The 25,011-nt window shown below is 41.2% G+C and carries 26 protein-coding genes; 23 read left to right on the forward strand and 3 right to left on the reverse strand.

Annotated features, from left to right (window positions below):
* Positions 1–71 precede the first annotated feature (71 nt).
* The 10 genes from RE474_RS11565 to RE474_RS11610 all read left to right on the forward strand — a co-directional run bounded on the left by RE474_RS11565 (position 72) and on the right by RE474_RS11610 (position 6,885).
* Positions 72–461 (forward strand): hypothetical protein, encoded by a 390-nt coding sequence (locus tag RE474_RS11565; RefSeq protein ID WP_309310520.1) that lies wholly within the window; start codon positions 72–74, stop codon positions 459–461.
* A gap of 290 nt (positions 462–751) precedes the next feature.
* Entirely contained in the window at positions 752–1,045 is a 294-nt protein-coding gene (locus RE474_RS11570) for a hypothetical protein (RefSeq protein WP_309310521.1), read from the forward strand.
* Positions 1,046–1,059: 14 nt separating this feature from the next.
* Positions 1,060–1,722 carry a molybdopterin-dependent oxidoreductase gene (locus tag RE474_RS11575; protein WP_309310522.1) on the forward strand — a complete coding sequence of 221 codons (663 nt, stop codon included), beginning with the start codon at positions 1,060–1,062 and terminating at the stop codon, positions 1,720–1,722.
* A gap of 111 nt (positions 1,723–1,833) precedes the next feature.
* Positions 1,834–2,589: an ABC transporter ATP-binding protein gene (locus RE474_RS11580; protein WP_309310523.1), complete on the forward strand. Its 756-nt coding sequence runs from the start codon at positions 1,834–1,836 to the stop codon at positions 2,587–2,589.
* Positions 2,590–2,607: 18 nt separating this feature from the next.
* Complete coding sequence (locus tag RE474_RS11585) at positions 2,608–3,282, forward strand: heme exporter protein CcmB (RefSeq protein WP_309310524.1); 675 nt, start codon at positions 2,608–2,610, stop codon at positions 3,280–3,282.
* Between the two features lie 129 nt (positions 3,283–3,411).
* Positions 3,412–3,837: a GNAT family N-acetyltransferase gene (locus RE474_RS11590; RefSeq protein ID WP_309310525.1), complete on the forward strand. Its 426-nt coding sequence runs from the start codon at positions 3,412–3,414 to the stop codon at positions 3,835–3,837.
* Between the two features lie 198 nt (positions 3,838–4,035).
* Positions 4,036–4,224, forward strand: a complete 189-nt coding sequence (locus tag RE474_RS11595; RefSeq protein ID WP_309310526.1) for a hypothetical protein — start codon at positions 4,036–4,038, stop codon at positions 4,222–4,224.
* Between the two features lie 21 nt (positions 4,225–4,245).
* A complete protein-coding gene (locus tag RE474_RS11600) occupies positions 4,246–4,590 on the forward strand; it encodes a hypothetical protein (RefSeq protein ID WP_309310527.1) in 345 nt (114 codons plus the stop codon).
* A gap of 95 nt (positions 4,591–4,685) precedes the next feature.
* The gene (locus RE474_RS11605; protein WP_309310528.1) at positions 4,686–5,387 is read left to right on the forward strand and encodes a cytochrome c biogenesis protein; all 702 of its coding nucleotides are present in this window, start codon (positions 4,686–4,688) and stop codon (positions 5,385–5,387) included.
* Between the two features lie 397 nt (positions 5,388–5,784).
* Positions 5,785–6,885 (forward strand): NADH:flavin oxidoreductase, encoded by a 1,101-nt coding sequence (locus tag RE474_RS11610; protein ID WP_309310529.1) that lies wholly within the window; start codon positions 5,785–5,787, stop codon positions 6,883–6,885.
* On the opposite strand, the gene RE474_RS11615 is transcribed toward RE474_RS11610, so the two are convergent.
* Both RE474_RS11615 and RE474_RS11620 read right to left on the reverse strand, forming a co-directional pair.
* Positions 6,858–7,529, reverse strand: a complete 672-nt coding sequence (locus RE474_RS11615; RefSeq protein WP_309310530.1) for an HAD family hydrolase — start codon at positions 7,527–7,529, stop codon at positions 6,858–6,860. The two genes, RE474_RS11610 and RE474_RS11615, sit on opposite strands and share 28 nt — an antisense overlap.
* 36 nt (positions 7,530–7,565) lie before the next feature.
* Positions 7,566–8,486 (reverse strand): bile acid:sodium symporter family protein, encoded by a 921-nt coding sequence (locus RE474_RS11620; protein WP_309310531.1) that lies wholly within the window; start codon positions 8,484–8,486, stop codon positions 7,566–7,568.
* A 94-nt stretch (positions 8,487–8,580) separates the two neighbouring features.
* On the opposite strand from RE474_RS11620, the gene RE474_RS11625 reads away from it, so the two are divergent.
* On the forward strand, positions 8,581–9,240 hold the full coding sequence (locus RE474_RS11625; protein ID WP_309310532.1) for an SAM-dependent methyltransferase: 660 nt from the start codon (positions 8,581–8,583) through the stop codon (positions 9,238–9,240).
* 57 nt (positions 9,241–9,297) lie between these two features.
* Positions 9,298–9,894: a DUF2119 domain-containing protein gene (locus RE474_RS11630; RefSeq protein ID WP_309310533.1), complete on the forward strand. Its 597-nt coding sequence runs from the start codon at positions 9,298–9,300 to the stop codon at positions 9,892–9,894.
* A gap of 857 nt (positions 9,895–10,751) precedes the next feature.
* Here the strand turns inward: RE474_RS11630 and thsA are convergent.
* Entirely contained in the window at positions 10,752–12,380 is a 1,629-nt protein-coding gene (gene thsA / locus RE474_RS11635; RefSeq protein WP_309310534.1) for a thermosome subunit alpha, read from the reverse strand.
* Positions 12,381–12,606: 226 nt separating this feature from the next.
* Here thsA and dph5 point away from each other — a divergent pair, with 226 nt between their 5' ends.
* The 11 genes from dph5 to amrS all read left to right on the forward strand — a co-directional run bounded on the left by dph5 (position 12,607) and on the right by amrS (position 25,011).
* A complete protein-coding gene (gene dph5 / locus RE474_RS11640) occupies positions 12,607–13,410 on the forward strand; it encodes a diphthine synthase (RefSeq protein ID WP_309310535.1) in 804 nt (267 codons plus the stop codon).
* Between the two features lie 62 nt (positions 13,411–13,472).
* Positions 13,473–15,236: an ATP-binding protein gene (locus RE474_RS11645; RefSeq protein ID WP_309310536.1), complete on the forward strand. Its 1,764-nt coding sequence runs from the start codon at positions 13,473–13,475 to the stop codon at positions 15,234–15,236.
* A gap of 34 nt (positions 15,237–15,270) precedes the next feature.
* Positions 15,271–15,552, forward strand: coding sequence for a DUF357 domain-containing protein (locus RE474_RS11650; protein WP_154809160.1), 282 nt, complete (start codon positions 15,271–15,273; stop codon positions 15,550–15,552).
* Positions 15,553–15,595: 43 nt separating this feature from the next.
* The gene (locus tag RE474_RS11655) at positions 15,596–15,937 is read left to right on the forward strand and encodes a DUF555 domain-containing protein (RefSeq protein ID WP_309310537.1); all 342 of its coding nucleotides are present in this window, start codon (positions 15,596–15,598) and stop codon (positions 15,935–15,937) included.
* A 9-nt stretch (positions 15,938–15,946) separates the two neighbouring features.
* Positions 15,947–16,846 carry a carbohydrate kinase family protein gene (locus tag RE474_RS11660; protein ID WP_309310538.1) on the forward strand — a complete coding sequence of 300 codons (900 nt, stop codon included), beginning with the start codon at positions 15,947–15,949 and terminating at the stop codon, positions 16,844–16,846.
* 121 nt (positions 16,847–16,967) lie between these two features.
* Entirely contained in the window at positions 16,968–17,780 is an 813-nt protein-coding gene (locus tag RE474_RS11665) for a hypothetical protein (protein ID WP_309310539.1), read from the forward strand.
* 85 nt (positions 17,781–17,865) lie between these two features.
* Entirely contained in the window at positions 17,866–19,557 is a 1,692-nt protein-coding gene (locus tag RE474_RS11670) for a type II/IV secretion system ATPase subunit (protein WP_309310540.1), read from the forward strand.
* An 11-nt stretch (positions 19,558–19,568) separates the two neighbouring features.
* Positions 19,569–21,515, forward strand: coding sequence for a type II secretion system F family protein (locus tag RE474_RS11675; RefSeq protein WP_309310541.1), 1,947 nt, complete (start codon positions 19,569–19,571; stop codon positions 21,513–21,515).
* Between the two features lie 10 nt (positions 21,516–21,525).
* Positions 21,526–22,938, forward strand: a complete 1,413-nt coding sequence (locus tag RE474_RS11680; protein ID WP_309310542.1) for a LamG-like jellyroll fold domain-containing protein — start codon at positions 21,526–21,528, stop codon at positions 22,936–22,938.
* Positions 22,931–23,860, forward strand: coding sequence for a DUF7289 family protein (locus RE474_RS11685; protein ID WP_309310543.1), 930 nt, complete (start codon positions 22,931–22,933; stop codon positions 23,858–23,860). The genes RE474_RS11680 and RE474_RS11685 overlap by 8 nt, the downstream gene beginning before the upstream one ends.
* 134 nt (positions 23,861–23,994) lie before the next feature.
* Complete coding sequence (gene amrS, locus RE474_RS11690; RefSeq protein ID WP_309310544.1) at positions 23,995–25,011, forward strand: AmmeMemoRadiSam system radical SAM enzyme; 1,017 nt, start codon at positions 23,995–23,997, stop codon at positions 25,009–25,011.

Raw genomic sequence — 25,011 nt, forward strand, 5'->3', positions numbered from 1 at the left:
TGTTCCGTATTAAGTACATGCTAATTTTATTCATGCACATCATTCTAAATATAATAACAAACTGCTTTTATATGAGTTCATGCAATGTAGTGATTGCAATCAATTACAAGGAGATTGTAAGTTTGAGGGAAAATGAGAGCAATTTGGTTATGGATATTAAAATTCATGAGTTCGTTGACAAGGACACATGGCATTTGCACCTAGCTTTGCATGCAAATAATTTGTTGCTTGGCGTAGCATTTGCAAACCTTGGCAATTCGAAGTATGATAACGAAACCGTGGTAGCGGCAATACAGAGCCTTAAGAACGAATATTACAAGGCAATCGGATCTCCAATGAGATACCAGAATGGAAATCTTATATTCCTGCCTGCTGACCCGGGAATCGTCGCAAAAGAGTCACAAAAAGCATCTGAAATGGAGATTAAACATGTTTACCATGCAGAAAAAGCAGTGGCTTAATCACATTAATATAAATGCTGGCACCAAATATCCCCTCAGATAAAATGCATCCTCTTGCATAACAAAATTGTTTGCTTTCAACAAGCCAGCATTTATATTCACCTAAATATTCAAGGAATATGAAAGCAAGCATCAGGATTCTTTTAGATCAATTATTTCTATTCTAATTATCGTCTACGTTCTTTTCTAATTATCCAATTTATGATTTTGATCTGAAACTTCATTAATTCATTTTCAGCACAACACTTTTTACATTATACATATATACTGAAAATGAGGAGGAGGAAGAAATGCTGGATGATGATCTTGATGATTTGCTTGATGTGCAGCCTTCTGAAAGGGAAAGGGTAAAGGCGGAACATGAACTTGCTCACAAGGCAGCTTCACATCCTGTAAGGCGTCAGCTTATCAGGGCAATCGGTGCATTCGGAGCCACAAAGAGTGAGCTTCTGGAAAGTACTGAGCTTGATGAGAAAGTGTTCAAGTATCACACAGAGTTCCTTATTAATGGTGAGTTTCTCAACATAATCGAGGATAAATATTCCCTGACAGGCAGAGGAATTGAACTTCTTGACTGCATTTGAACTGAGGTGAGTATATGGTTCAACTCAGGAAATATCGCGTCCTAATTTACTGCATAGTAGCGTTGATTCTTGTTTCAGCCAGCGGATGCACTGAAGACTCAAAGCAGGATGTCAATACTTCCGGTGAAGCTACTGTCTTTGAAGGAAAGCAACTTACTCCAATATCCGAGCAACGCAATAACGGTATCAAAGGTACTCAGTATATTGATCAGGAAACATACGAGCTCAGAATTTATGGTCTGGTCGACAAGCCTGTAAACCTGAGCTACAACCAGTTGCTTGCCTATCCTTCTGTTTCAAGGTTCGTTCGTCTGGATTGTGTTGAAGGTTGGGGATTTGATGCAAAATGGACCGGTGTCACCCTGAACACGCTGTTCAATGATACTGGTGTCAACAGCAGTGCAACAACGGTGATATTCTATTGCGCAGATGGATATTCCACATCTCTTGAGCTGGATTATCTTGTGGACAATGACATCATGCTTGCGTACAAGTTAAATGACATAACCCTGCCAGCTGACAGGGGATTCCCTCTGCAGCTTGTGGCTGAGGATAAGTATGGTTACAAGTGGGCAAAATGGATAACTGCAATTGAAGTTATCAATGAACCTTACAAGGGATACTGGGAAAGTGTGGGTTTCAACAACAATGCTGATGTTGGAGGGCCTGCATTTTAGAGGAAATAACTCTGAAAATCAGTGGTGTTTTTTCTTTTTTCCTGAGATTTGTCTTGAAATAAGCACTTCAGGACAAAACGTTAATCTATATAAGCCGTAAATATAGCTCTAATGGCTCCAATGGACAGTATCATCTCTATCACTGGTCTTTCAAAGAGCTTCGGGCGAAGGAAAGCATTGAACAATATCAACCTTGATATCAAAAAAGGTGAGTTTGTTGCTGTGTTCGGACCAAACGGAGCCGGAAAAACCACTCTTCTTAAGATAATGTCCACTATTATCAATCCTTCCAGAGGAAGTGTTCTTGTTAATGGAATTGATGCCAAAAAGCATCCTGAAAAGATAAGGGGTATGATTGGTGCAATTTCTCATGAAACTTATCTTTACGATGAGTTGACAGCAAGGGAGAACCTTGTTTTTTTCGCACGTATGTATGGAATTGAGAACAATAACATTGATGAAAGGGTCGATTCCATGCTAAAAAGTGTAAATCTCCTTCAGCGTTCCGATGAGCGTGCCGGTTCATTTTCAAGAGGAATGAAACAAAGGCTTTCAATTGCAAGAGCATTGCTGCACCAGCCTGAGATTTTGTTCATGGATGAGCCATATACCGGGCTTGACCAGCATGCGGCTGCTAATTTCGAGCGTGTGCTCATGAGCACCGGAGATTCTGATGTTACAAGGATAATGATAACCCACAACATAGAGCGTGCTTTTGAACTCTGTGACCGCATGCTCATAATGGATAGGGGAGAAATACGGTTTGATAAACTAAAAACTGAAATTGAAAGCGTGGATGAATTTAAGGAACAGTATCTTTCCATAGTGGAAAAGGATACCGATGCAGAGGGAATAAGTAATGTTTAACCTGCCTGTGGTGAGATTATGAAGAAAAGCCTCTACATTGCAGCAAAGGATCTCAGGTCGGAGTTCCGTACAAAACAGATGCTCAATTCCATGCTCATCTTCTCGCTTATCGTCATAGTTATCTTTAGCATCTCATTCGGTGATGTTCTCAGTCAGACCGAACTTGTAGGAAAGCTTGCTCCCGGTGTTCTATGGGTGGCTTTCACTTTTGCAGGCACCTTAGGACTTTCACGTTCATTCGCAGGTGAAATGGAGAATGGTTGTCTTGAAGGACTGAAACTCTCACCAATTGACAGGAGCTCGATCTACACCGGAAAAACAATATCAAATGCTGTCCTGATGTTCATTGTAGAATTGCTAACAATACCACTCTTCATAGTTTTGTTCAACTACAACATCAGTGGCATCCCAGGACTTGCACTTGTAATTTTCCTGGGAACATTCGGTTTTGTCAGTGTGGGCACCCTGCTTTCAGCACTTTCAGCAAGTACAAGAGCAAGGGAAATCATGCTTCCAGTGCTGTTGCTGCCGTTAATAATTCCTGTGATAATTCCTGCTGTTATGGCAACAGGAACGATACTCACAGATGGTGGTATTGGTGGTATTTCTTCAGAACTCAGGTTGCTTATTGTGTATGACCTGATATTCTTCGTTGTGGGGCAGCTTGTGTTCGAATATACTGTGATGGATTAAGATATGATGCTATTCGATCATAATAGCTCTGCATAATTGATACTGAATGACTTGAAATCGAAAAAATCTCATAGTGACTCACTCCGGCAGACAGATATTTTCAATGTAAGAATAAGGAAGGATTAAGCAATGGATATTCGTTTAACAAGTGACACAGAGAACATATCATGGGTGGAACTAGCTCGTGTTCTTGAGCTTGCTCCTCTTGGAAAGAAACGTGATCCGGAAAAATTAGAAATAGCTTTTAAAAATAGCATGATAAAAGTATTTGCTTTCGATGGCGAAAAGCTTGTTGGAACAGGGCGGGCTTTATCTGATGGAGTATGGCGTACAGCTATTTACGATGTTGCGATATTGCCTGAATATCAAAACAAAGGAATAGGGGGTAAAATAGTAGAATACCTTGTTCAAAATTCCGGTGTTGATGTTATCATGCTTTATGCAAATCCTGGCAAAGAACCTTTTTACAAAAAATTCGGATTCCGAAAAATGAAAACAGCCATGGCAATTATGGCAAATACTGATGAATGTATCGAAAAAGGGTTCATCGAATAGTAATTAATGAGTTGCTCTTATTAGAAATGAGTCAAAAACTCATAACGAATCACTCCGGCAGTCAGTCACATGCGCCGGTTTATACACAGTCCTAACTGCTATAAGCGATTGCCGGGCAGTTCAAACGTTACGGATATAAATTAATGGATATAATATCTCCTTTTAATAATAAGCTATAATTCAGGGAGGAGTGTGTTTATGGCTGAAAGCAATTGTGCAAACTGCAAATTGAGACTAAAATATGATGAAAAGCCGAAGTCATTTGTCGGACGATTCTGGCGCTGGCACATCAATTTTTGTCCCGGCTGGAAAAAGTATTTTACTTCACTTCCACCAGAGGAAAAGTCAGAAGTTGCTGCTAAATATGATTTTAATAAGTACCAGTAGATGAATTACATTGGGTGAAAAATGCAAAACGATCTGATATATTCCGATAAACTCGTAGACGTAGACGATAAAGGCATTTGTCTTAAGAAATACTATTTTCCATTAGGACAGGCAAAGTTTGTGAAGTTTCAGGACATACTCAGGATGGAGAAAAGGCAATCAACTTTAACTACCGGGAAATGGAGAATTTGGGGCTCCGGAAATCTAATGACCTGGTTCCCTCTGGACTGGGGCAGGCCAAAGAGAGATCTTATATTCTTTATTCAGATGGCAACTCAAAGTACCCGAATTGGTTTTAGTGTAGAAGATACTGAGGCTTTTATCAAAGCTGTTGAGTCAAAGGGCATAAGGATTGAAAGTTCATAACAAGTTATTCCGGGAATCTTCAATAATTACGTTCCTCATGTTTGATGTATGAAAAGCATTTAAACAAGGAGTTTTAATTAGGCAGAAGAACAATCATGCTCATTGACAGGAAAAAAGAAAGGATACTTGCAATCATCACGGCTCCTGTTATGCTAATTGCCATCTGGATGATATTTTTCTATGTGCCCCAGATGAAAGGCAATGCCGGTGAGATACTTGACAGCAGTTTTAAGATATTTTATTTCCACCTGCCAATAGCCATGGTATCATATCTTGCGTTCACAGTTGTTTTCTTAGCCAGTATAATGCACCTGAAAGGAAACAGCAGTAAATGGGACATCGTTGCTCATTCTGCCGCAGAGGTAGGCGTGGTATTTGCATTCCTTGTGCTTGTCACAGGTTCCATCTGGGCAAAAGCAACATGGGGCTGGTACTGGATATGGGAGCCGAGGCTCACAACCTCACTTGCACTGTTCCTTGTTTATCTTGCCTACCTGATGCTTCGTCAGGCACTTGAGGAACCTGAAAAAAGAGCTCGTCTTGCGGCTGTATTCGGAATTGTAGGTTTCATCTCTGTTCCGCTTAGTTTCCTGTCAATCAGACTGTGGCGTTCAGCTCATCCACTGATGTTCGGCAGTTCTTCATATGGAAGCAGTGGCGGTGGACTTGAAGGAACTTCACTTCAGTTGACACTTGCCGTTAATATGCTTGCATTTGCGTTGTTATTTGCTTCAATGCTTGTTTATAGGATCAACAATGAAGCATTGAAGGAAGAGCTTGAAGAAATGAAGTACTAGCATTTCTGATTTAAGGGCTCTGTAGAAATCCTGTTAATGTGAGTGATACAGTCTTTGCTTTTTTATTTCCACAAAAACAATTGGCATTCTAAAAATAAAGTAACCATCCGCCAAAAGCGGCACACTCCTTTTCTGCTTAATTGATATTTATCTGAAGATCATTGTATTTGTATAGAATATTACAGAAGTTCTGGCGAAGAAAGGATTCCAAATTATTGTGCAGATTATTCTATTTTGTTTTGTGGGAAAACACCGGCTTCGCCGGACCCTTCGGTTTAAATCCAGTTATTCATGTATGCGAGAAATCGATTTGCTGTTTGCCTTTAATTTTAATGGCAAGATTTCTACAGAGCCGATTTAAGAAAAGCATATAAGTTCCTGCTATCAATACTCTTGCATGTTGTTCGAACCTATTATGCTGGGGAATATGGAAGTACCCAATCGTTTTGCACGTTCTGCCACACATGAGTGGATGGCAGAGCCTGATGGCACGCCAACCGACAGGATTGGTGACATGTATGAAGAGCTTGCACGTGGAGAAGTCGGGCTCATAATCACCGGATATACATACGTGAATCCCAACGGGAAGAGTGACAATCTCCAGCAGGGAATCTATGATGATAAGTTCATAGGACCTTACAGGAAGATTATCTCAAGAGTACATGAACACGGAAGCAAGATCGTTATCCAGATAGTTCACGGTGGCAGACAGACCATGATGAGTGCAGAGTATCCGATAGTTCTCGCACCATCTGCTGTGACCAATAAAAGGAATGGCATGACTCCTGAGGAAATGACAGAGGAAGAAGTGCTTCAGACAATCGAGGACTTCGCCAACGCTGCAAGAAGGGCAAAGGAAGCCGGTTTTGACGGAGTTCAGTTACATGCAGCACATGGTTTCCTGCTCAGCAATTTTATTTCCCCATACACAAACAGGCGAAAGGACAGGTGGGGAGGTTCCACTGAGAAAAGGACGCAGATCATCCTTGACATAATCAACAGGATACACGAGATGATAGGTGATGAGTTCCCGATACTTGTCAAGCTCAATGCAACCGATGGTTTCCCCGAAGGCACAAAGAATGTTCTTGATGCACCGGAATGCGTTGAGATAGCAAAGATCCTTGCTTCAAACGGTGTCTGTGCAATAGAGGTCAGTGGTGGAATTGTTGAAGCAGGGCAGCAGATGTTCAGAACAAAGATCAATAATGCTGATGCAGAAGCATATTACAGGGATTATTCTAAAATGATAAAGGAAGCAGTGGATGTTCCTGTTATGGTTGTAGGCGGAATACGCTCAAAGGCTGTAATGGAACAGATGCTTGATGGAGAATATGCCGATATGGTATCTCTTTGCAGACCTCTCATTTGTGAACCTGATCTGGTGGCAAAGATTAAAAATGGAGAGACAGAGGTCGCAAAATGTGTATCATGCAACCTGTGTTCCGATGAAAGCGGTATAAAGTGCAATTACAATTTTGACCGCGAACAGTCATAAGAGGGTTCCAGTTCATTCAGGAATTCTACAAGGCGGGTGTGGTTCTCAATAACCATATCTGCCTGATGGAATTTTTCAGCATCAAGATATGTAGGTACTGCCAGACAACACAAGCCTGCTTTTTTGGCAGACTCAACTCCCATAGGAGCATTCTCTATCACAATGGCTTCAGCACCGGAGATGCCAAGCATTTCAATAGCTTTAAGATATGGGTCAGGCTCCGGTTTCCCATGTTCTACATCATCTGCGGTGACCATTACACTGAATATTCCGGGATATTGTGAATTGATAATATCATGAACTATCGGCCTGTCAGAACCTGAGACTACTGCAAGGTCGAACCTGCCTTTAAGGTCAAGTAGACATCCCTGCATCCCATCGAATACTCTAATCTCTGCTATCCTGTTAAATTCTGCAATATATCTCTCAACGATATCCGATATGTCAAATATGGATGCATCTCCTGCTCCTTTCTTAAGCAGGAATTCCACAATGTCCACAGTCCTCTCACCTTCTCTCTCGAAGATGTCCTGTTTATCCATCTCAACTCCTATCTCATCGAATATGTGCTGGACAGCTTCTGCATGATATGACATCGAATCAACCAGCACGCCATCCATATCGAATATTACAGCTTTTAGCAAATCATCACCATTGTGGAGGATGCATCAGTTTGCATTCTATAAACCTGTTTTGTCATTGTCAGATGACCAGTATGCAGCAAGAGCAGAACCCATAATATTATGCCATATACTAAACAAAGCACCCGGCAGAGCCGCAAGTGCAGAGAAATACTTCACAGCAAGTGCAACGCTCAATCCGGAATTCTGCATTCCAACCTCGATTGCGATTGTCCTTGCATCCTTCTCGTCAAGTCCCAGTGTCTTTGAAAGCAGGTATCCACTGGCAAGCCCGAATCCATTGTGAAGGATTACTGCAACTATCACCAGTTTTCCGGCAACGAGGATACTTTCTTTGTTCAGGGCGATTATTATGGCAATGATGAAAACGATTGTAGCAACTGATAATGCAGGAAAAGCATGCCTGAAGCGTTCGATGTGTTTGTCAAAGAACGTGTTCAGGATAATTCCCAGTGCCACGGGCACGAGTACTATTTTTACGATGCTCAGCATCATGCTTCCAACTTCTACGGGCACTGCCTGTCCTATGTAAAGCCAGGTGAGTGCAGGCGTCAGGATGAAAGCAAGCAGTGTTGATACCAATGTGAGTGTGATGGACAGTGCTACATCTCCTTTTGCGAGATAACAGATCACGTTTGATGCAGTTCCACCGGGGCATGCTCCGAGAAGCACCATTCCTGCCATGATCTCAAGGGGCAGGTTCAGTGCGTAAGACAGGATGAATGCGATAAGTGGCATCAGGATATACTGCAGTGAGGTTCCGATAACAATGACCTTTGGTCTTTTGAGCACCAGCAGGAAATCATTTGCAGAAAGGGTGATACCCATACCGAACATCACAACACCCAGAAGCGGGGTTATTGCATTCTTATATGATGAGAAGAGGGAAGGATAAACAAAGGCTACAACTGAGAGCAGAATGGCCCATACAGGGAAGAGGGAGGTGAATTTATTTATCATCGTATTGTTCATGAGAACCGCATCTCTGAGTAAAACTTTCTAATATAGTCTGGAACTGATAATATAAATAGTACGTTTCCTTATTAATTGAACCATGAGACTGGACGCATATCTTGTTGAAACAGGATTCTTTAAGTCACGAGGACGGGCCAAGACTGCCATACTTAACGGAAGTGTCAGGGTTGATGACATCGTTGTCAAAAAGCCCTCAAAAGATATCAGCGCGGATTCTGTGGTCGATGTGGATGAAGGACTTGATATGCCAAGAGGTTACTTCAAGCTCAAAAGAATACAGGATGCAACAGGTTTGATATCTCCCGGAGACCATGTGCTTGATCTGGGTTCCAGTGCGGGAGGATTTCTGATGATGGCATCTGAGATCGCTTCATCTGTAAAAGGTGTGGAATTCAGCAGGGATTTTGATACTGAACTTGGCAAAGTTGTCAGTGAAAAGGAAAATGTCTCCGTGATGTTCGGTGATGTGTTCCGGATTCCTCTGAATGAGATGTCACCGGAGCCGGTGGATGTGATCCTCAGCGATATGACGCTTGAACCAATGGATTCACTGGCAGCCCTTGAAAGAGTGTTACCGCTGCTAAGGGACAATGGTAAATTGCTTCAGGTCATCAAAATGGGAAAAGAGAAGAACAGTAAACCTATAATTGCGAAAGTTGAATCATTGGGTGTAAAAATACTTGATGTACTGGATTCGGACAGGCAGGAGATCTACATAATTGCGCAGAAAACCGCTTAATGCGCAAGTGGGCATGATGTCCGGGAAATACAATCACAAGAAATATGCGGGATAAGCATGTCATACAGGATACTTGGACAAGGAAAACCCGTCAGACTATTTGTGGCAGGTCTGCATGGTGATGAATGGAAAGACACCTCCGACATCCTTGAAAATATAGAAGCTCCGCAACAAGGTACTCTTGCAGTTATCCCTCTTGTGAATAATGGTAACTACATTTCAACACTGGATGACAGGTATTTTTCAGATATTGGTATTCCTATCATAGAAGCCGTGGAGGAGCTTGAACCGGATGTCTACATTGAGATTCATTCATATTCTGCAGAGAATCTTGAGGATCTTACGGGTGCAAACAGGCTAAAACGCATCGGTGTGCCGGCTTTTAGCAGACTTGACCACGATGTGCTTCTGGGTTCTGTGGCACCATACATTCGCAGGAAATATTTCCCGCAGGATGCACTATGCCTTACTTTTGAGATTCAGAAAGAGAACCCAGCCTCAAAAGAATATGCAAGAAAGATAATTAACAGGATGAAAGAGTTCACTACAAGGGATGAGTTCCTTAACTGTATGCTTGAAAAGTATCCTGAACAGGCAAGAAAAGCAATTGATGATTATAAGAAATTCTATGGTCTTTCAGATGATGAACTTTAATAGATTATAATAAAAAATTAAAAAGAATGGAACATTGGTGCAGGAGGAAAAGGATAATCAAAAGTTTCTCATGGCAGATTCCTGATCATGCCATGAGTGAAAAGTATACCATCGTTGCAGCTGCAAGGGCGGTCATCATTCCGGCAAACTTACTAAGATCAATGTTGTTGTTGTAGTAGTGTTCTGTCATGATTTATCATGACATACAAGTAATCTATTGTATATATACATTTTGCCAATTCATCATGATTAATCATTTCCAAATGTGTAAGAGCCTACCTTAGCTCTGCAAAAAATCTTTGACTCTATTAAAATACCTGTGAACAGGTTATCTAAAAAAGCCGGAAAAGCAACTTACAATTGTAATCTATTATGTTTTTCCAGAGAATAAATGTGATAACAATAAAATGAGTTCATTAATTCTATATCAAAAATCAACTAATTAGTTTAGAGGAAAAACATAATTAAAAGATCTTCATGGCAGATTCGTGATCATGCCATGAAGGAATAGTATCCTACCATTGTAGCGGTAAGAGCCATCAACATAGTTGCAAACTTTCTGAGGTTAATGTTGTTGTTGTAGTAGTGTTCTGTCATGATTTATCATGATATACTATATTCACATGGTATTTATACGTTTCGTTATTTGTCATGATTAATCATGTCATTCATATATTCTAATAATTTCTAATATGATTTATCATAGATCCAATAATCTGTTTACATTCTCTTTTTCCTGGAACAGGAAGATAAACATGAGGAACAGGAATTTCCAAATGAATCTAAAACAGGTATAAAACTCGAAAACAGATAAAAAATAAAACAGAAAAAGTATGAATGAAAAGAGGTAAACCTCTTTACAACATACCTGTCGCATCGTAGTTGTGTACGTTGTGCTCAGGTTTGACATCCATCATGGCCTGTTCCCTTGCACGGAGCATATCATCAACACGAAGTACGATAATTGCTGCTTCAGATGCGGATTTAATTGCCTGTGTCTTGACTCTGAGTGGGTCGACAATGCCTTTCTCCAGCATGTCTATAACATCTCCGGTCTCCACATCAAGACCTGCATTCTTCACAGTTCCGTGTTTTGCACGGAGATTGATAATAGTGTCAATTGTGTCAAAACCACAGTTTTCAGCAATTGCTTTTGGAAGCTCTTCAACTGCATCAGCGAATGCACTGATTGCAAGCTGTTCACGGCCTTCGACACTTGCTGCGTATTTCCTGAGTGCCTGTGCAACCTCTATCTCTGAAGCACCGCCACCAGGAACAATAGTACCGTCCTCATAGACTGACTTGACTACATGGAGTGCATCATCGAAGACACGCTCGATGTTGTCAGTGACATGCTCAGAACCTCCTTTAATGAGGATCGTCATGGTTCTTGCATCCTTGAATCCCTTGATGTAGGTCTTCTCCTCATGCTCGTCTTCCTGCTCGACAAGTTCTGCATAACCAAGGTCATCAGCTGTGATTTCATTTACATTCCTTACAAGAGCTGCACCGGTAGAGTATGAAAGTACTTCCATGTCCTCATCCTTGACACGTCTTGTTGCATACATGTTAGCTTCCTTGAAAAAGTGGAGTGCATAATCTTCCATCTTCTTTGAACAGAATACAACGTTTGCTCCGGTGTCAATGATCTTCTGGATAAGTGCCCTGAAGTTTGCTTTCTCCTGCTCCTTGAAATCAAAAAGCTGTTCAGCACTGTCAACATGAAGTTTAGAATTTGTGTTTGTCTTTGCAAACACAAGGTCAGTATCAATAAGAGCTATCTTTGCATTCTCAATACGGCGTGGCATTTCATTGTGAAGTGCTTCTTTCCTGATGGATATACCATTGATAAGTTCTGTATCATCAATATTTCCACCGACTTCCTTTGCCATTACAATGTCTTTGTCAACATTGACTTTCCCTTCATTCTCGATAGCATAGATTGCATCAACACAGATCTGTGCAAGGTGACCCCTTGCCATTTCAGATGCTTTTCCTGTGATGGATGTATGTGCGATCTTCTCAAGCATATCCCTGTCTATTTTCTCAACGGTAACTGCGTAGTTATTGAGTGTCTCAAGGGCTTTTTGGGTTGCCATTGCGTAACCTTTTACAAGAACTGTCGGGTGGACACCGGTTTCTATGAGCTTCTGTGCTTTATCAAGCAGTGCACCTGTCATTACAACAGCGCTGGTAGTACCATCACCTGCCATCTTTTCCTGTGTCTTCGCAACCTCGACGATCATCCTTGCGGTTGGGTGCTCGATCTCCATTTCCTCAAGAATTGTTGCACCATCATTTGTAAGGGTTATATCGCCCATGATGTTTACCATCATCTTGTCCATTCCTTTTGGACCAAGGGTTGTTTTCACAATACTTGCAACTGCTTTTGCAGAAGCGATGTTCATTGATAATGCGTCTTTACCTGTTGTGCGCTCTTTACTAGGATCAACGATGTATATTGGTTGATTTCCATATCCTGCCATGACTTCGGACCTCCAATAGTATAAATAAATTATAGTAGTATGACTTGTCAGTATAATATACGAGTGAAACTAACTGTATGTGGTTCTATAAAAACATTGCGAGTCTGTTCTTCCTTCCCCTGTCACTCTGCTGCCCCTCTGGTTGCACATCGCCATACATCTACAGTTATTTAAATATCCCGTGCATTCTCAAAGCATTTATCCCATAAGGACATATCTGCGGACTATGCTCACTTTCATAGGACTTGGCCTTTTTGATGAGAAAGATATCTCCCTGAAAGGACTTGAAGCTATAAAAAATGCTGATATGGTATTTGCTGAATTCTACACATCAAGACTGATGGGTAGCTCGCTGGAAGAACTGGAATCACTTTATGGAAAAAAGGTAAACCTGCTTTTAAGAGAAGACGTGGAAATATCCCCGGACTGGCTTGCCGAGGCTAAAGATAAGAACGTGGCTTTCCTCACAGGAGGCGACACCATGGTTTCCACAACCCACGTTGACCTGAGACTGCGTGCAAAGAACCTTGGTATTGAGACCAAACTTATACATGGTTCATCCATAGCCTCTGCAATATGTGGTCTTTCATGTCTCCAGAACTATCGGTTTGGAAAAGCATCAACAATTCCCCATCCATATACCAGCAGTCGTGGAGTCACAGTAATATCTGAAACTCCATATGATACTATTAAGCTTAACAAAGAGCACAATATGCATACCCTTGTTTTCCTTGACATCGATAAGGACAAAGGTTACATGACAGTGAACCAGGCACTTTCCCTGCTTCTTCAGGTAGAAGAAAAAAGAGGAGAAGGCATCATGGAGAATGCCATTGTTGTGGGTATTGCCAGAGCAGGTTCAGAAGCACCTGTTGTTAAGGCAGGATATGCTCATGACTTAAAAGATGAGGATTTCGGAGAGCCTCTTCACATACTGGTTATTCCTGCATCCCTTCATTTTATCGAAGCAGAAGCCCTTGTGGGTTTATTAGGTGCACCGTCTGAGATACTTGAAGGGCTTGATGACTGAGGAAAGATATAATAATACATAATAAACATAATAGCAAAGACCATGAATTTGAGGGATGATAAATGGTAAGAGGTTCAGTAGGCGTTATTTTTGGAGAAACAGGAACCTTTGAGTTCAAAGTAATGGTTTTTGACAGTTCCAAAGTGTACAGGGGCGCATACGTCAAAGTATGGCATGATGCGTCATCGGACGAGAAAGATCACACATGGGTACTTGGTCAGGTAATGGCCATCAAACGATACAGTGATTCATTTTCCATCGAAGAAGCCATGAAGGGACAGCGTGCTGATAAAAGCGATGACAAGATAGTTGCTGAAGTAACAATTATCGGTTCAAGGGATGAGACCGGAATGCTTCGTGCACCTGTTATTCCATTCAGTCCGGGAAGTCCGATTTTTGCGGCAGACGAGGGACTTACAAGATCAGTACTCGGACTGACAGGCAACGAAATGAGTATCGGTATGCTTGAAGGTACCAATATCAAAGTACAGTTAAGTGTCAATAGTCTTGTGCAGAAACACTGCAGTATCCTTGCAAAAACAGGAAGTGGTAAGTCATATACTGCGTCTGTACTGCTGGAAGAGTTGCTTGACCATAATATTCCGCTTCTTATTCTTGATCCTCATAGCGAGTATTCATCTTTGAAAGTAGAAGGTGAAGGCAGTGAAGAGGATTTCAGGCGTTTTGGTGTCAAGCCAAAGGGTTACGGGAACAGTATTAAAGTATATACTCCTGCAAGCAAAACAATAAACCCTGATGCGGATGAGCTTTTCAGGCTTAATGGAATGAACCTTACAGTAAAGGATCTGACTTCAATTTTCCCTGATAATTTCTCGACCACACACACTGGTATATTGTACGAAGCAATCCAGAAAGTGCGTGCTGAGATGGAAACATACACAATCGAGGATATTATTTTCGAGGTTGGTAACGACAAGAGCAAGGCAAAGTGGAATGTTATCAATGTCCTTGAGCAGATAAGGGATACAAATATCCTGTCGCCAAATCCTACTTCTATAACAGAGTTGTTCCAGAAAGGAAAAGCTGCTGTAATAGACTTCAAGGGTGTTGCTCCTGAACTGCAGAGTATGATAGTTGCAAGCCTTTGTTCAAGTCTTTTTGAGGCCCGCAAATTAAATCAGATACCTCCCGGAATGCTTGTTGTTGAGGAAGCTCACAACTATGCACCTGAAAAAGGTTTCAGCAAGACAAGCAGTACGGATATTCTCAGAACGATTGCATCCGAGGGTCGTAAATTCGGTCTTGGAATGATGGTTATATCCCAGAGACCTGCAAGGGTCGACAAGAATGTGCTGTCACAGTGTGGAACCCAGGTTATAATGAAAGTCACAAACCCTAACGACCTTAAGGCTATAAGCAAGGGTTTGGAGGGTGTCACATCCTATGTTGAGGAAGAACTTATGCGCCTGCCTCCGGGTGTTGCCATGCTTGTGAGCAATGAGATTGAAAGACCAGTGCTTGTTGATATAAGGATAAGGAAATCCAAGCATGGTGGTGAATCTGTTAATGTTCTCAAGGCCGCAAGGACTGTAACTCCGCCACCACCAGAGTTAGTATCAAGTCAAAGTCATGAACCGTCAGTTCCAACTCCTGTACGCAGGCCAATGCCGGCTGCAAATACAGTAGAAGCACATGAACACGATATTCTGGATATTCCGGTAGTCGATTCTCCGGGACAGGACACAAATTTCACACCTCCTCCAAAGAGGCAACCTTCAAGGCCTCCAAGAATAGAAGCCACAAATGGCGAGGAGTCAGATGGCGGGGGAAAGTTGTTCAAGAAGCTTTTCCGGGCGAACAGATAATTAACCATGAGCACAGTTGAACAGGGTGATCGAGATGGCAGCTGACCTGAATGAAAAAGTTAAGAGATATGAGCGACTATTAAGAGAAGCTCTGGAAAAGGCTAAAGTTGCCCCTATCCCGCAATCTCATATGTATACAGTGGCCGGAGATTATCGCAATATGGCAAGTTCATATTATAATGATGGTCTTCATTTTATTGAAATTGATGACCCTGTCAATGCCCTGGTCTGTTTTAGTTACGGACATGCATGGCTTGATGCAGGAGCAAGACTTGGCCTGTTTGACGTCGATGATGACGTGTTGTTTACAATATGAACTAAAATTGAAGAAGAAATGAAGTATAAATCGGAGAGATCTAATGTCAAATTATCATGTTACACTTGAAGCCGCCTGGTTGGTTAGAGACGTAAAATCCGCAGATGATGCAATAGGAGTTGCAATTTCTGAAGCAGGAAAACGCCTGAATCCTAAACTGGATTACGTGGAAGTGGATATAGGAACAACATTCTGTTCTTCCTGTGAAGAGCCATTAAGCAGCGTTTTTATTGTTGCCAACACCGCAATTGTAGGTCTTGTTCTTGAAATGAAAGTTTTCGATGCAGAAAGCGCAGAGCACGCAGCCAGAATTTCAAAATCAGTTATTGGTCGTGCATTAAGGGATGTTCCTCTTGCTGTTGTTGATGTCGAGGAATTTGAATAAGGTGTTCATATGGACCGGGCAATCACTGTTGTAGGACATGCAGCTATTGATCTTCTTTTTGATGTTGAGAATATTGCAGTCCACAATGAATCCCATCCTATTATCGATTACAACCAGTACTATGGAGGCGGAGCTGCCAATATTGCAGTTGCAATAGCAATACTTGGTGGAAATGCTCAGCTTATGTCTGCAGTCGGAGGAGATTTTGCTTCCTCAGGATACGAGGCTGAATTTGAGAAGTACGGCGTTGACCTGTCACTTCTCTACAGGTTCCCTGAAGAGAAAAGCACAAGAGCATTCGTTTTTACAGACCAGGAGCATCACCAGAGTACATATTTCCACTGGGGAGCATCCATTAAGCTTAAGGAACTTGACCCTCCGGAAGTTGATTTCGTACATCTTGCAACATCAGATTCAACATACAACGCAAGGATTGCTAAAAAAGCAAAGTTCGTTTCCTTCGATCCGGGACAGGACCTTGTGACTTATTCAAGGGAAAACCTTGAAAGCATCCTTGAAAACACCAACATTCTCTTTACAAACAAGCACGAGATACAGCGTGTCTGTGACATGACCGGAAAATCAATGGATGATATTCTCAGCATGATCGAGACCGTGGTTGTTACTTATGATGCAAGCGGCAGTAAAATTTACAACAAAGGAACAGAGGTAACAATACCTGTGGTTACCGTGAAAGCACTTGACCCGACCGGTGCAGGTGACGCTTACAGAGCCGGATTCCTTCTTGCATACACACGTGGCTACCCGCTGGAAGTATGTGGTAAGATCGGTTCTACAGTTGCTTCTTTCGCTGTTCAGAGCATCGGATGCCAGACCGACCTTCCGACATGGGATGTCATGAAGGCACGTTATGAAGAGAATTTCGGCAAACTTGAACTTCCGGCTTAAGTGCAGGATAGTTCATTTTCTTTTCTTATTTTTAAGCAGTCTATTAATTAAAGCCGCACATAGTTATTTTATTTTGACAATCTTTAAATAAATTAAAGATACTATTTCACATTATATTAATGTGGAGTGGAGTAAAATAGCATCAAAAAAGATTCCTCTTTCCTTAATTGCAATTGTATTGGTCATTCTGGCAATTTTGGGACTTTTATACATAGATTTCCTAGTTCAAGATGAAATCATCAACGATGCAGAGTATACTATAGCTGAAGAAGATGTTCAAGCGCACTGGGACGAATATAAAGCTGTAACAGTGAATGTTGACAAGCTAAGGCAAGCGCTTGACAGTGGTAATTTAAGTCTCAGGTTGCTGGATGAGGATGTAAATATCATTATCTTTGAATCTGACAAAGCAGATGGTTACTACCGTGGATATGCCAATGGAGTTGCAGCCAATGAAGCTGAATTCTACTGTGGGGAGGACACATGTCATTGTTATGTTGACCTTGGAACCCATTCCTATCATATAGTACTTACAGGGGAACTGGTCGGAAATGAAATTATTTATGTTCTCTACATGACCGACTATGAGAAAGAGAAACAAAGGCATGAACAGTATCCAATTGATCCTTTGACTTTTGAGATAAGCAATGAAGATAGTCTGGAGCATAACATCTCTATTGAGATATTCGATCCTTCAAACTCATTGATATTCAGTGAGAATTATTCCATATCTCCGGGTGAGATTATAGCATCTCCGGATATCAGTGAAGTTCTGGGTACGCATCGATATGTTGTGACATTGGATGGAGATTACAGTTTTGAACGTTCAGCAACCGTAGCGAGAGCTGCAGAACTGGGTTCATCTGAGAAGTTATACTTCAATTTCATCAATAATTCGGAATCTCCTATGGAAGTAGCTGTTGCAATGGCTTGAATATTTGAAAAAACAATTCTTTTCAATATATTTGTAAAAATAAAAATCAAAGACTTTTTATATACTATCGATTATATAATAATCGATGATGGTGTCCCGGGATTTAATTATTGAAGAAACAATTCCAGTTGAAAACGAAGAAGTCCATAAAAAAAACAAAGGACTTTCCGGATTATCCGCTTTAATTGCTAATATCAAGTCTGGAATTCATTCCGTAAGGCATCCACGCACCACGCTTCCGGATTATGATTCCACGCGACATGGTCCTCTGATGAAATTTAAAGTTCCTGATGGCTATCAAGAGATTGAGCGCTACTGGGTAAACGAACCTTACTCCTTCATCGCTATATTGGAAAAAGGAAATATTTATTATTATCATGTGGTTGAGCCAGTGCTCACCTTATATGAAAAGGACCTTCTTGAAAGAGTATATGATGACCTTCAGGACATTCTCAGTCTTGGAGGGGTCAGCACTGAGAGAAATAAGGAAACTGTACTCATCGAACATGCTCTCACTCTTTTCAACAGGTACCATGCAAGTCTGGAAATATCTTCAGCCTATAAGATATTCTATTATCTGAAACGTAATTTCCTTGGTCATGACCGTATTAACTCATTGATGCTGGACCCAGGTATAGAGGACATTTCATGTGATGGTATAGATATCCCGGTTTTCATGTACCATAATAAGTACCGCAATATCAAGACAAACATTTCTTTCAGTGAAGAGGAACTTAATTCTCTTGTAATAAAGCTCTGCCAGAAAAGCGGTAAGCACATCTCTGTCGGTGAACCAATGGTGGATGCAACCCTTCCTGACGGTTCACGCCTTCAGGCAACCCTTGGAAAAGAGATCACAACAAGAGGTAGTTCTTTTACTATCAGGAAATTCCGTGGGGATCCTATCACACCTATCGATCTTGTGAATTACAATACCTGCAACATTGAAATGATGGCTTATTTCTGGCTTGCAATGGAGAATGGAGATTGTGCCATATTTGCAGGTGGTACCGCATCAGGAAAAACATCTCTGCTCAATGCAGTTTCACTTTTCATCCCGCCCCTGTCAAAGGTTGTCTCTATTGAAGATACGAGAGAACTCACCCTACACCACGATAACTGGATAGCAGGTGTAACGCGAAAACCATTGAACATAAACACTGCAGGTGAGATCTCAATGTATGATCTTCTGCGTTCAGCCCTCAGACAGAGGCCGGAGTATATACTTGTGGGAGAGATCAGGGGTGAGGAAGCTCTCACTCTGTTCCAGGCAATATCCACAGGACATGCTACGTATTCCACAATGCATGCGGGAGATGTGCAGACCGTTGTCAACAGGCTTGACAGCCCTCCACTTAATGTTCCTCATGTAATGCTTCAGTCACTTGACATCCTGAGTATACAGGTGCAGACATTCGTCAATAACAAAAGAGTTCGCAGGACACAGAGTCTAGTGGAATTTACGGGTATAGATGCCAAGACCGGCTACATACGCATAAATGAACTTTACCGCTGGGACCCTATTAGTGACACTTTCATTAAGACCGGTGATTCGTACACACTGAACAAGGTTATGGTTGCCAGGGGATGGGACAGAACCAGGCTCGCAGATGAACTGGATAAAAGAGTCCGTATACTCACGTATCTCCTTGAAAAGAACATGAGGGATTATGTTAGTATATCCCTGGTAGTGCAGGCTTACGATGCAAATCCAGAAGATGTTATTGAAGCCATAGAAGCAGACACCCTGCAGACAATGATAGAACAGAACATGTAGGAGATTCTGGAATGGATATCATCGACTCAGCTGCCCACTTTATATTTGGAAAATATGTAAGGAAAAACATAGATCGTTATGAGGATCAGCGCCTGCTGATACGTAAAGCCGGCTTGGGTATGCTGATCGAACAATACATTGCCCAGACGTATTTCTTTTCACTGGCCATGGCAGTATTCGCAGGTTTAATTGGCCTTCTTGCCGGGCATTATTTTCTTGGAAATGTAAGACCATATATGTTAGGCGTCGGCACTGAAATTCCATGGATATGGTCAAATTTCCATTTATTGATCAGTATAGGAGTAGCTGTTCTTTTTTCAGTAATCACTTCATCGCTGACATACTATATTTTCATGTCAATACCTGAAATTCAGGCAAATGTAAGAAGTACTCTCATCAATCAGTCTCTTCCCCATACAACTGCATATCTGTATGCAATGAGCCACGGTGGGGGAATGAATCTTATTGATATCATGAAATCACTGGCACAGAATTATTACGTGTATGGTGCTGCAGCAGAAGAAGTTGGTTATATTGTAAAGGATATGGAATATTATGGAACTGATCTGCTTCAGGCATTTGATCGTGCGGGACAGAGAACTCCTTCCAAGAAATTCAAGGACTTTCTGGATGGAATGACTTCAATCGTTACCAGTGGTGGTGATGTTACTTCGTATCTTAAGGCTAAGAATGACCAGTATCGCCTCACAGCTACTAAAGAACAGAAAATCTTCTTTGAAACTCTTAGTGTACTTGCAGAAGTATATATCTCAGCTTTTGTAGCAGGCCCGCTGTTCCTGATTACAATTCTTGTAGTCCTTGGACTTGTTAATTCAAGTTCAGCCAGTATTCTCAATCTTATAGTTTATGTGATAATTCCAATTGGAACAGTTATTTTCCTTCTTCTGTTAAATTCACTTACAAATGATAATCCTAAGATCAATGATTTCTACGTTGTGGAAAAGAAACTGGACGTTTTTTCGCATGTGGCATTAATAGAGGGTGAACCTGGTGAAGAACTCAAAAGGAAAAAGATGCAGAAATATGCCAGAATTGCAAAGTTCATGGACAAAATAATTCATCCGTTTTCACTTTTTGCAAGTAATCCCTCTTATGTTCTATTTATTACAGTTCCTGTCTCACTAGTGTATTTATTTCATACAGTCAATAATTCTATTAACGTTGCAAATATTATCTATATCAACAGTTATAATGTTCTTACAGTAAGCATATTAGACGACCGGGTTTTCATTGCACTTATTATTCTATTGGTTCCATACGTCATATTTGATGAGTTACGAACCCATCGTGTGAATCAGATTGAAAACCACATACCTGATTTTCTCAATAACTTGGCAAGCATCAATGAGGCTGGAATTCATCTTGTTGATGCTATTGTCATGAGCATGCAGTTTAAGATAGGTATTCTACATTCAGAGGTCACACGTCTTGTCAACGATATTTCGTGGGGAACAAAACTTGACGATGCACTGAAGAAATTTGAATTCAGGATACGCACTGAAATGACAAGGCGTATCATCAATTTGATAATCAAGGCCAACGAGGCTACCAGTGACATTAAAAGTGTATTGACAATTGCAGCTCATGATGCTGATATCCAGAGACAGTTAAAGAAAGAACGCAATGCAGAGATGTTTGTATATGTATTTATTATCTACATTGCCTTCATGGTTTTCCTGTTCATTGTTTACATACTGGCAGCTTATTTCCTGCCGGCAATGCCAGCGTCAACTGAAAGTGCTATTTCAGGTTTAAGCCTGTCAACAACTTTTGACCTTGAAAAATATACTCTATTATTTTTCCATGCAGCTATGATACAGGGATTCTGTTCCGGTCTTGTTGCAGGTAAAATGGGAAGTGGCAACATCCATTCAGGTTACAAGCATTCAATCATGATGATGTCGATTGCTTACCTGCTGTTTACCTTCTTTATCTGAGGTGAAATCAATGGGAACACAGCTTGATAATGTAAGATCAAAAATCATGAAGATTTTCCATGATGAAAATGCAGTGTCCGAAATAATCGGCGAGGTTCTTTTGACAGCTATAGCTGTGCTTGCATTTTCAGTAATAGCTGTGTTTGTGTTCTCTTATCTTGAGTCAGAAGATGCTGTACATGCAGATATAGATGGCTGGGTAGATGTCAGTTCATCCACTATCTATCTGAGACATTCAGGCGGTGAGAACATTGACCTTAATAACGTGGAATTAGTTCTTAATCTGAATGGCACACGCAGGGATATTTCCTCGTCCCAGCTTGAACAGATTCTTGGAAGCAGTAGCTGGCACCTTGGGCAGACCATTGTGATAGATACTGATGTTCTCTGGAACACGACTATCAATGGGGATGATTATGTTGGTATGATACTTATTCAGACCAATGCAAATGCTGTCATAGAAAGTGTTTCTCTTCTTGGAGAGGAAGTAGAAATGGATTCAGGTTCAGGAAGCAATGTAACGCCAACACAATATGCTCCTGTAGCTGATTTCACATATTTACCTTCAAACCCTGACACAGTTCAAACAGTTACCTTCACTGATCAGTCTTCAGATTCGGATGGAACTGTTGCAGGATGGTCATGGAACTTTGGTGACGGAGGGATTTCTACAGATCAGAATACTTCACACCAGTATTCTTCAGCAGGAAACTATACAATAACACTTACTGTCACCGACGATGACGGCAATACAGACAGTAGCTCTCAAGGCGTAACCGTTACAGTTCCTGTGTCATCTGTTCTTCCTGTATCAAGATGGAAGTTCGATGAAGGCTCAGGATCAACTGCCTATGACAGTATTGATGATAATGACGCATCTCTCAACAATGCATCCTGGTCCAGTACCGCAAAAAACGGGACAGCTATGTATTTTAATGGTACAGGTTATCTTGTTGTTACAGATAGTGACTCACTTGATTTTGATCAGGACCTGAGTCTGGTATTCTGGCTGAATATTGATGATAAAAAGCAGACCTATTGTTTGATTGGTAAAGGAATGGATAATCAGGATAATTTTGATCTCTTTGTTACTGGCGGAGAGCTCAGGTTTGAATGGACAAATGCAGGTTATCATTATGTTGAAACATCAGGAATGGGCCTTAAGAAAAATACCTGGTATCAGATAGCTGTTGTTGTTGATGGAAGCGATGTGAAATTCTATAAAGATGCTACATTTGTTGAATCAGGTCCAATGAATGGCTTCTCACTTGTACCCAATAATCATGATCTTTGGATGGGCAGGCAGAACTATGGCAGCAATGACTATTATTTCCATGGTTATCTCGATGAGGTAGAGATATACAATGTAACACTGGACGAGTCAGATATGGCTGCTTATTATGCGAGGACGACCCATGAGTAAAAAAGAAAGCGTTTCCTGTCAGAGGCGGCATACGGATTTAAGAGAGTTCCTTGCCAGTGAACAGGCAATCTCTGCTGCTGTCTCTGCTGTCCTTCTATTTGGTATAGTGGTATCTGTGATCACACTTGTTTATGTCCAGTATATTCCTGAATGGAAAACCTCCGCTGAACAGTCACACATGGATGATGTCTTTTATGATATGTCCGGAATGAAAAATGAACTTGATGTTCTTTCAGGGTTTACCCGAACTGATCCTTCCACAAGTCTTTCTGTAAGTGTTCCTATCAAAATGGGCGGGGGATCATTACCTATATTCAGTCCCGGGAAATCCAGTGGCAGGCTTGCAATAAACGAGGATGATTTTGGAATCAGTATTGTGGGGACTACTCCGGGGATTGATTATAATAGTGATTCTCTGCTACGTGGTCTTGGAACTGTGAGTTATAAGTCTGATAATAATTATTTTGTTGACCAGAAATATGTTTATGAGGGCGGAGCTCTCATTCTGGCACAGGAGAGTTACTCATTGATGCGCCTTGGTCCCCAGATGGATATCAGAAGGACTGATAATTCCAGTAATATTACTGTGGAATTTAATGTAATTGATCTGATTGGTCCCATAAAAGCTATCAGTAGTAATTCAATAGAGGAGGTTAATTTCAGAACAAATGGTTCTGATTCTCTTTATTGGGATGGTGTCATGTTTACTGATATGACAATGACAATTCAGACATCATATCCCGCGTCCTGGGAAAGTTATTTTGAAACATTAGCTGATGCTGCAGGAATTGATGCGGCAGAATACTCTGTCAGTTCTAATGACACAGCAGTTGTATTTTTCCTGGAAGGAAGTTTCGGTGAAGATATCAGGATCAATGTGACAAAGACATTTTTTGATGCAAGGCTTAACCTTTTGTCCTAATGCCTGTAGTATTTCTGTTTACAAACTGATAACAACGCAAATATCGATCTGTTGTAAAGAAGATTGTTGCATTCTTTTTTACCAATGCTTAGTTTCATCAATAATGAAGTCAAATCTTTAAATGGGGAATTCTGATGATAAAGGAAGCTATGCTCTATGAGAAACTTGACGACGGTAAAGTCCGGTGTAAACTATGTGCCCACAGGTGCAGAATATCACCTGGAAAACGTGGTTTCTGTGCCGTGCGGGAGAATCGGGATGGTACTCTTTATACGCTGAACTATAACGTCGTTTCAAGTGAGGCTCTTGATCCTATTGAGAAAAAACCCCTGTATCATTTTTATCCGGGCACGATGGTTTATTCTCTGGGAACTATCGGATGTAATTTCAGGTGTAAGCATTGTCAGAATTGGACAATTTCACAGATAAGCATAGATGAGGCAAATGCTATTGAGATAAGTCCTGAAACGGCTGTAAGAAGAGCAGTTGCTTCCGGTGCAAGGTCAATTGCATGGACTTATAATGAGCCGACAATATGGTTTGAGTATACATATGATTGCGCCAAGCTTGCAAAGGAAGAGGGACTTGGTACTGTTTACGTTACAAACGGATACATAACTCCTGAAGCTTTGGAGACAATAGCTCCGTATCTTGATGCTTTCAGGGTGGATATCAAGGCGTTTACTGAGGATTTCTACAGGGATATCGCAAGTGCAAAACTTGCACCGGTTCTTGAGTCTGCAAAACTTGCAAGGGAGCTTGGAATGCATGTGGAAGTTGTAAATCTGATTATTCCTACTCTCAATGATTCTGAGAGCGAGATACGTGAAATGTCTAAGTGGATCTATGAGAATCTGGGTGGAGATACTCCTGTTCATTTTACGCGATTCCATCCTTATTATAAGTTGCAGAACATTCATTCCACTCCTCTGGAGGCGCTGGAGATGGCTTATTCAATTGCAAGGGAAGAAGGTATAAAATATGTCTATGTAGGCAATGTCTCTGGAAATGAGCACGAACATACTTTTTGTCCGGAATGTGGGGAATTGCTTATAAAAAGAGGAATGTTTGGAGTAGAGTCTTATGGACTGACGGACAGGCGGACTTGCCCGCGTTGCGGCAGTCCGATCAGTGTTGTGTCTGATGCTTAG

Source organism: Methanolobus sediminis (assembly GCF_031312595.1).
GTDB classification, from domain to species: domain Archaea; phylum Halobacteriota; class Methanosarcinia; order Methanosarcinales; family Methanosarcinaceae; genus Methanolobus; species Methanolobus sediminis.

Coding starts and splice junctions, on each gene's coding strand:
- RE474_RS11595 (WP_309310526.1), top strand. CDS start 4,036: ATGGCTGAAAGCAATTGTGCAAACTGCAAATTGAGACTAAAATATGAT.
- RE474_RS11620 (WP_309310531.1), bottom strand. CDS start 8,486: ATGATAAATAAATTCACCTCCCTCTTCCCTGTATGGGCCATTCTGCTC.
- RE474_RS11650 (WP_154809160.1), top strand. CDS start 15,271: ATGGCAGCTGACCTGAATGAAAAAGTTAAGAGATATGAGCGACTATTA.
- RE474_RS11680 (WP_309310542.1), top strand. CDS start 21,526: ATGGGAACACAGCTTGATAATGTAAGATCAAAAATCATGAAGATTTTC.
- RE474_RS11605 (WP_309310528.1), top strand. CDS start 4,686: ATGCTCATTGACAGGAAAAAAGAAAGGATACTTGCAATCATCACGGCT.
- RE474_RS11685 (WP_309310543.1), top strand. CDS start 22,931: ATGAGTAAAAAAGAAAGCGTTTCCTGTCAGAGGCGGCATACGGATTTA.
- RE474_RS11670 (WP_309310540.1), top strand. CDS start 17,866: ATGATGGTGTCCCGGGATTTAATTATTGAAGAAACAATTCCAGTTGAA.
- RE474_RS11655 (WP_309310537.1), top strand. CDS start 15,596: ATGTCAAATTATCATGTTACACTTGAAGCCGCCTGGTTGGTTAGAGAC.
- RE474_RS11590 (WP_309310525.1), top strand. CDS start 3,412: ATGGATATTCGTTTAACAAGTGACACAGAGAACATATCATGGGTGGAA.
- RE474_RS11675 (WP_309310541.1), top strand. CDS start 19,569: ATGGATATCATCGACTCAGCTGCCCACTTTATATTTGGAAAATATGTA.
- RE474_RS11570 (WP_309310521.1), top strand. CDS start 752: ATGCTGGATGATGATCTTGATGATTTGCTTGATGTGCAGCCTTCTGAA.
- RE474_RS11660 (WP_309310538.1), top strand. CDS start 15,947: ATGGACCGGGCAATCACTGTTGTAGGACATGCAGCTATTGATCTTCTT.
- RE474_RS11565 (WP_309310520.1), top strand. CDS start 72: ATGAGTTCATGCAATGTAGTGATTGCAATCAATTACAAGGAGATTGTA.
- RE474_RS11580 (WP_309310523.1), top strand. CDS start 1,834: ATGGCTCCAATGGACAGTATCATCTCTATCACTGGTCTTTCAAAGAGC.
- thsA (WP_309310534.1), bottom strand. CDS start 12,380: ATGGCAGGATATGGAAATCAACCAATATACATCGTTGATCCTAGTAAA.
- RE474_RS11645 (WP_309310536.1), top strand. CDS start 13,473: ATGGTAAGAGGTTCAGTAGGCGTTATTTTTGGAGAAACAGGAACCTTT.
- dph5 (WP_309310535.1), top strand. CDS start 12,607: ATGCTCACTTTCATAGGACTTGGCCTTTTTGATGAGAAAGATATCTCC.
- RE474_RS11630 (WP_309310533.1), top strand. CDS start 9,298: ATGTCATACAGGATACTTGGACAAGGAAAACCCGTCAGACTATTTGTG.
- RE474_RS11600 (WP_309310527.1), top strand. CDS start 4,246: ATGCAAAACGATCTGATATATTCCGATAAACTCGTAGACGTAGACGAT.
- RE474_RS11575 (WP_309310522.1), top strand. CDS start 1,060: ATGGTTCAACTCAGGAAATATCGCGTCCTAATTTACTGCATAGTAGCG.
- RE474_RS11625 (WP_309310532.1), top strand. CDS start 8,581: ATGAGACTGGACGCATATCTTGTTGAAACAGGATTCTTTAAGTCACGA.
- RE474_RS11585 (WP_309310524.1), top strand. CDS start 2,608: ATGAAGAAAAGCCTCTACATTGCAGCAAAGGATCTCAGGTCGGAGTTC.
- RE474_RS11610 (WP_309310529.1), top strand. CDS start 5,785: ATGTTGTTCGAACCTATTATGCTGGGGAATATGGAAGTACCCAATCGT.
- amrS (WP_309310544.1), top strand. CDS start 23,995: ATGATAAAGGAAGCTATGCTCTATGAGAAACTTGACGACGGTAAAGTC.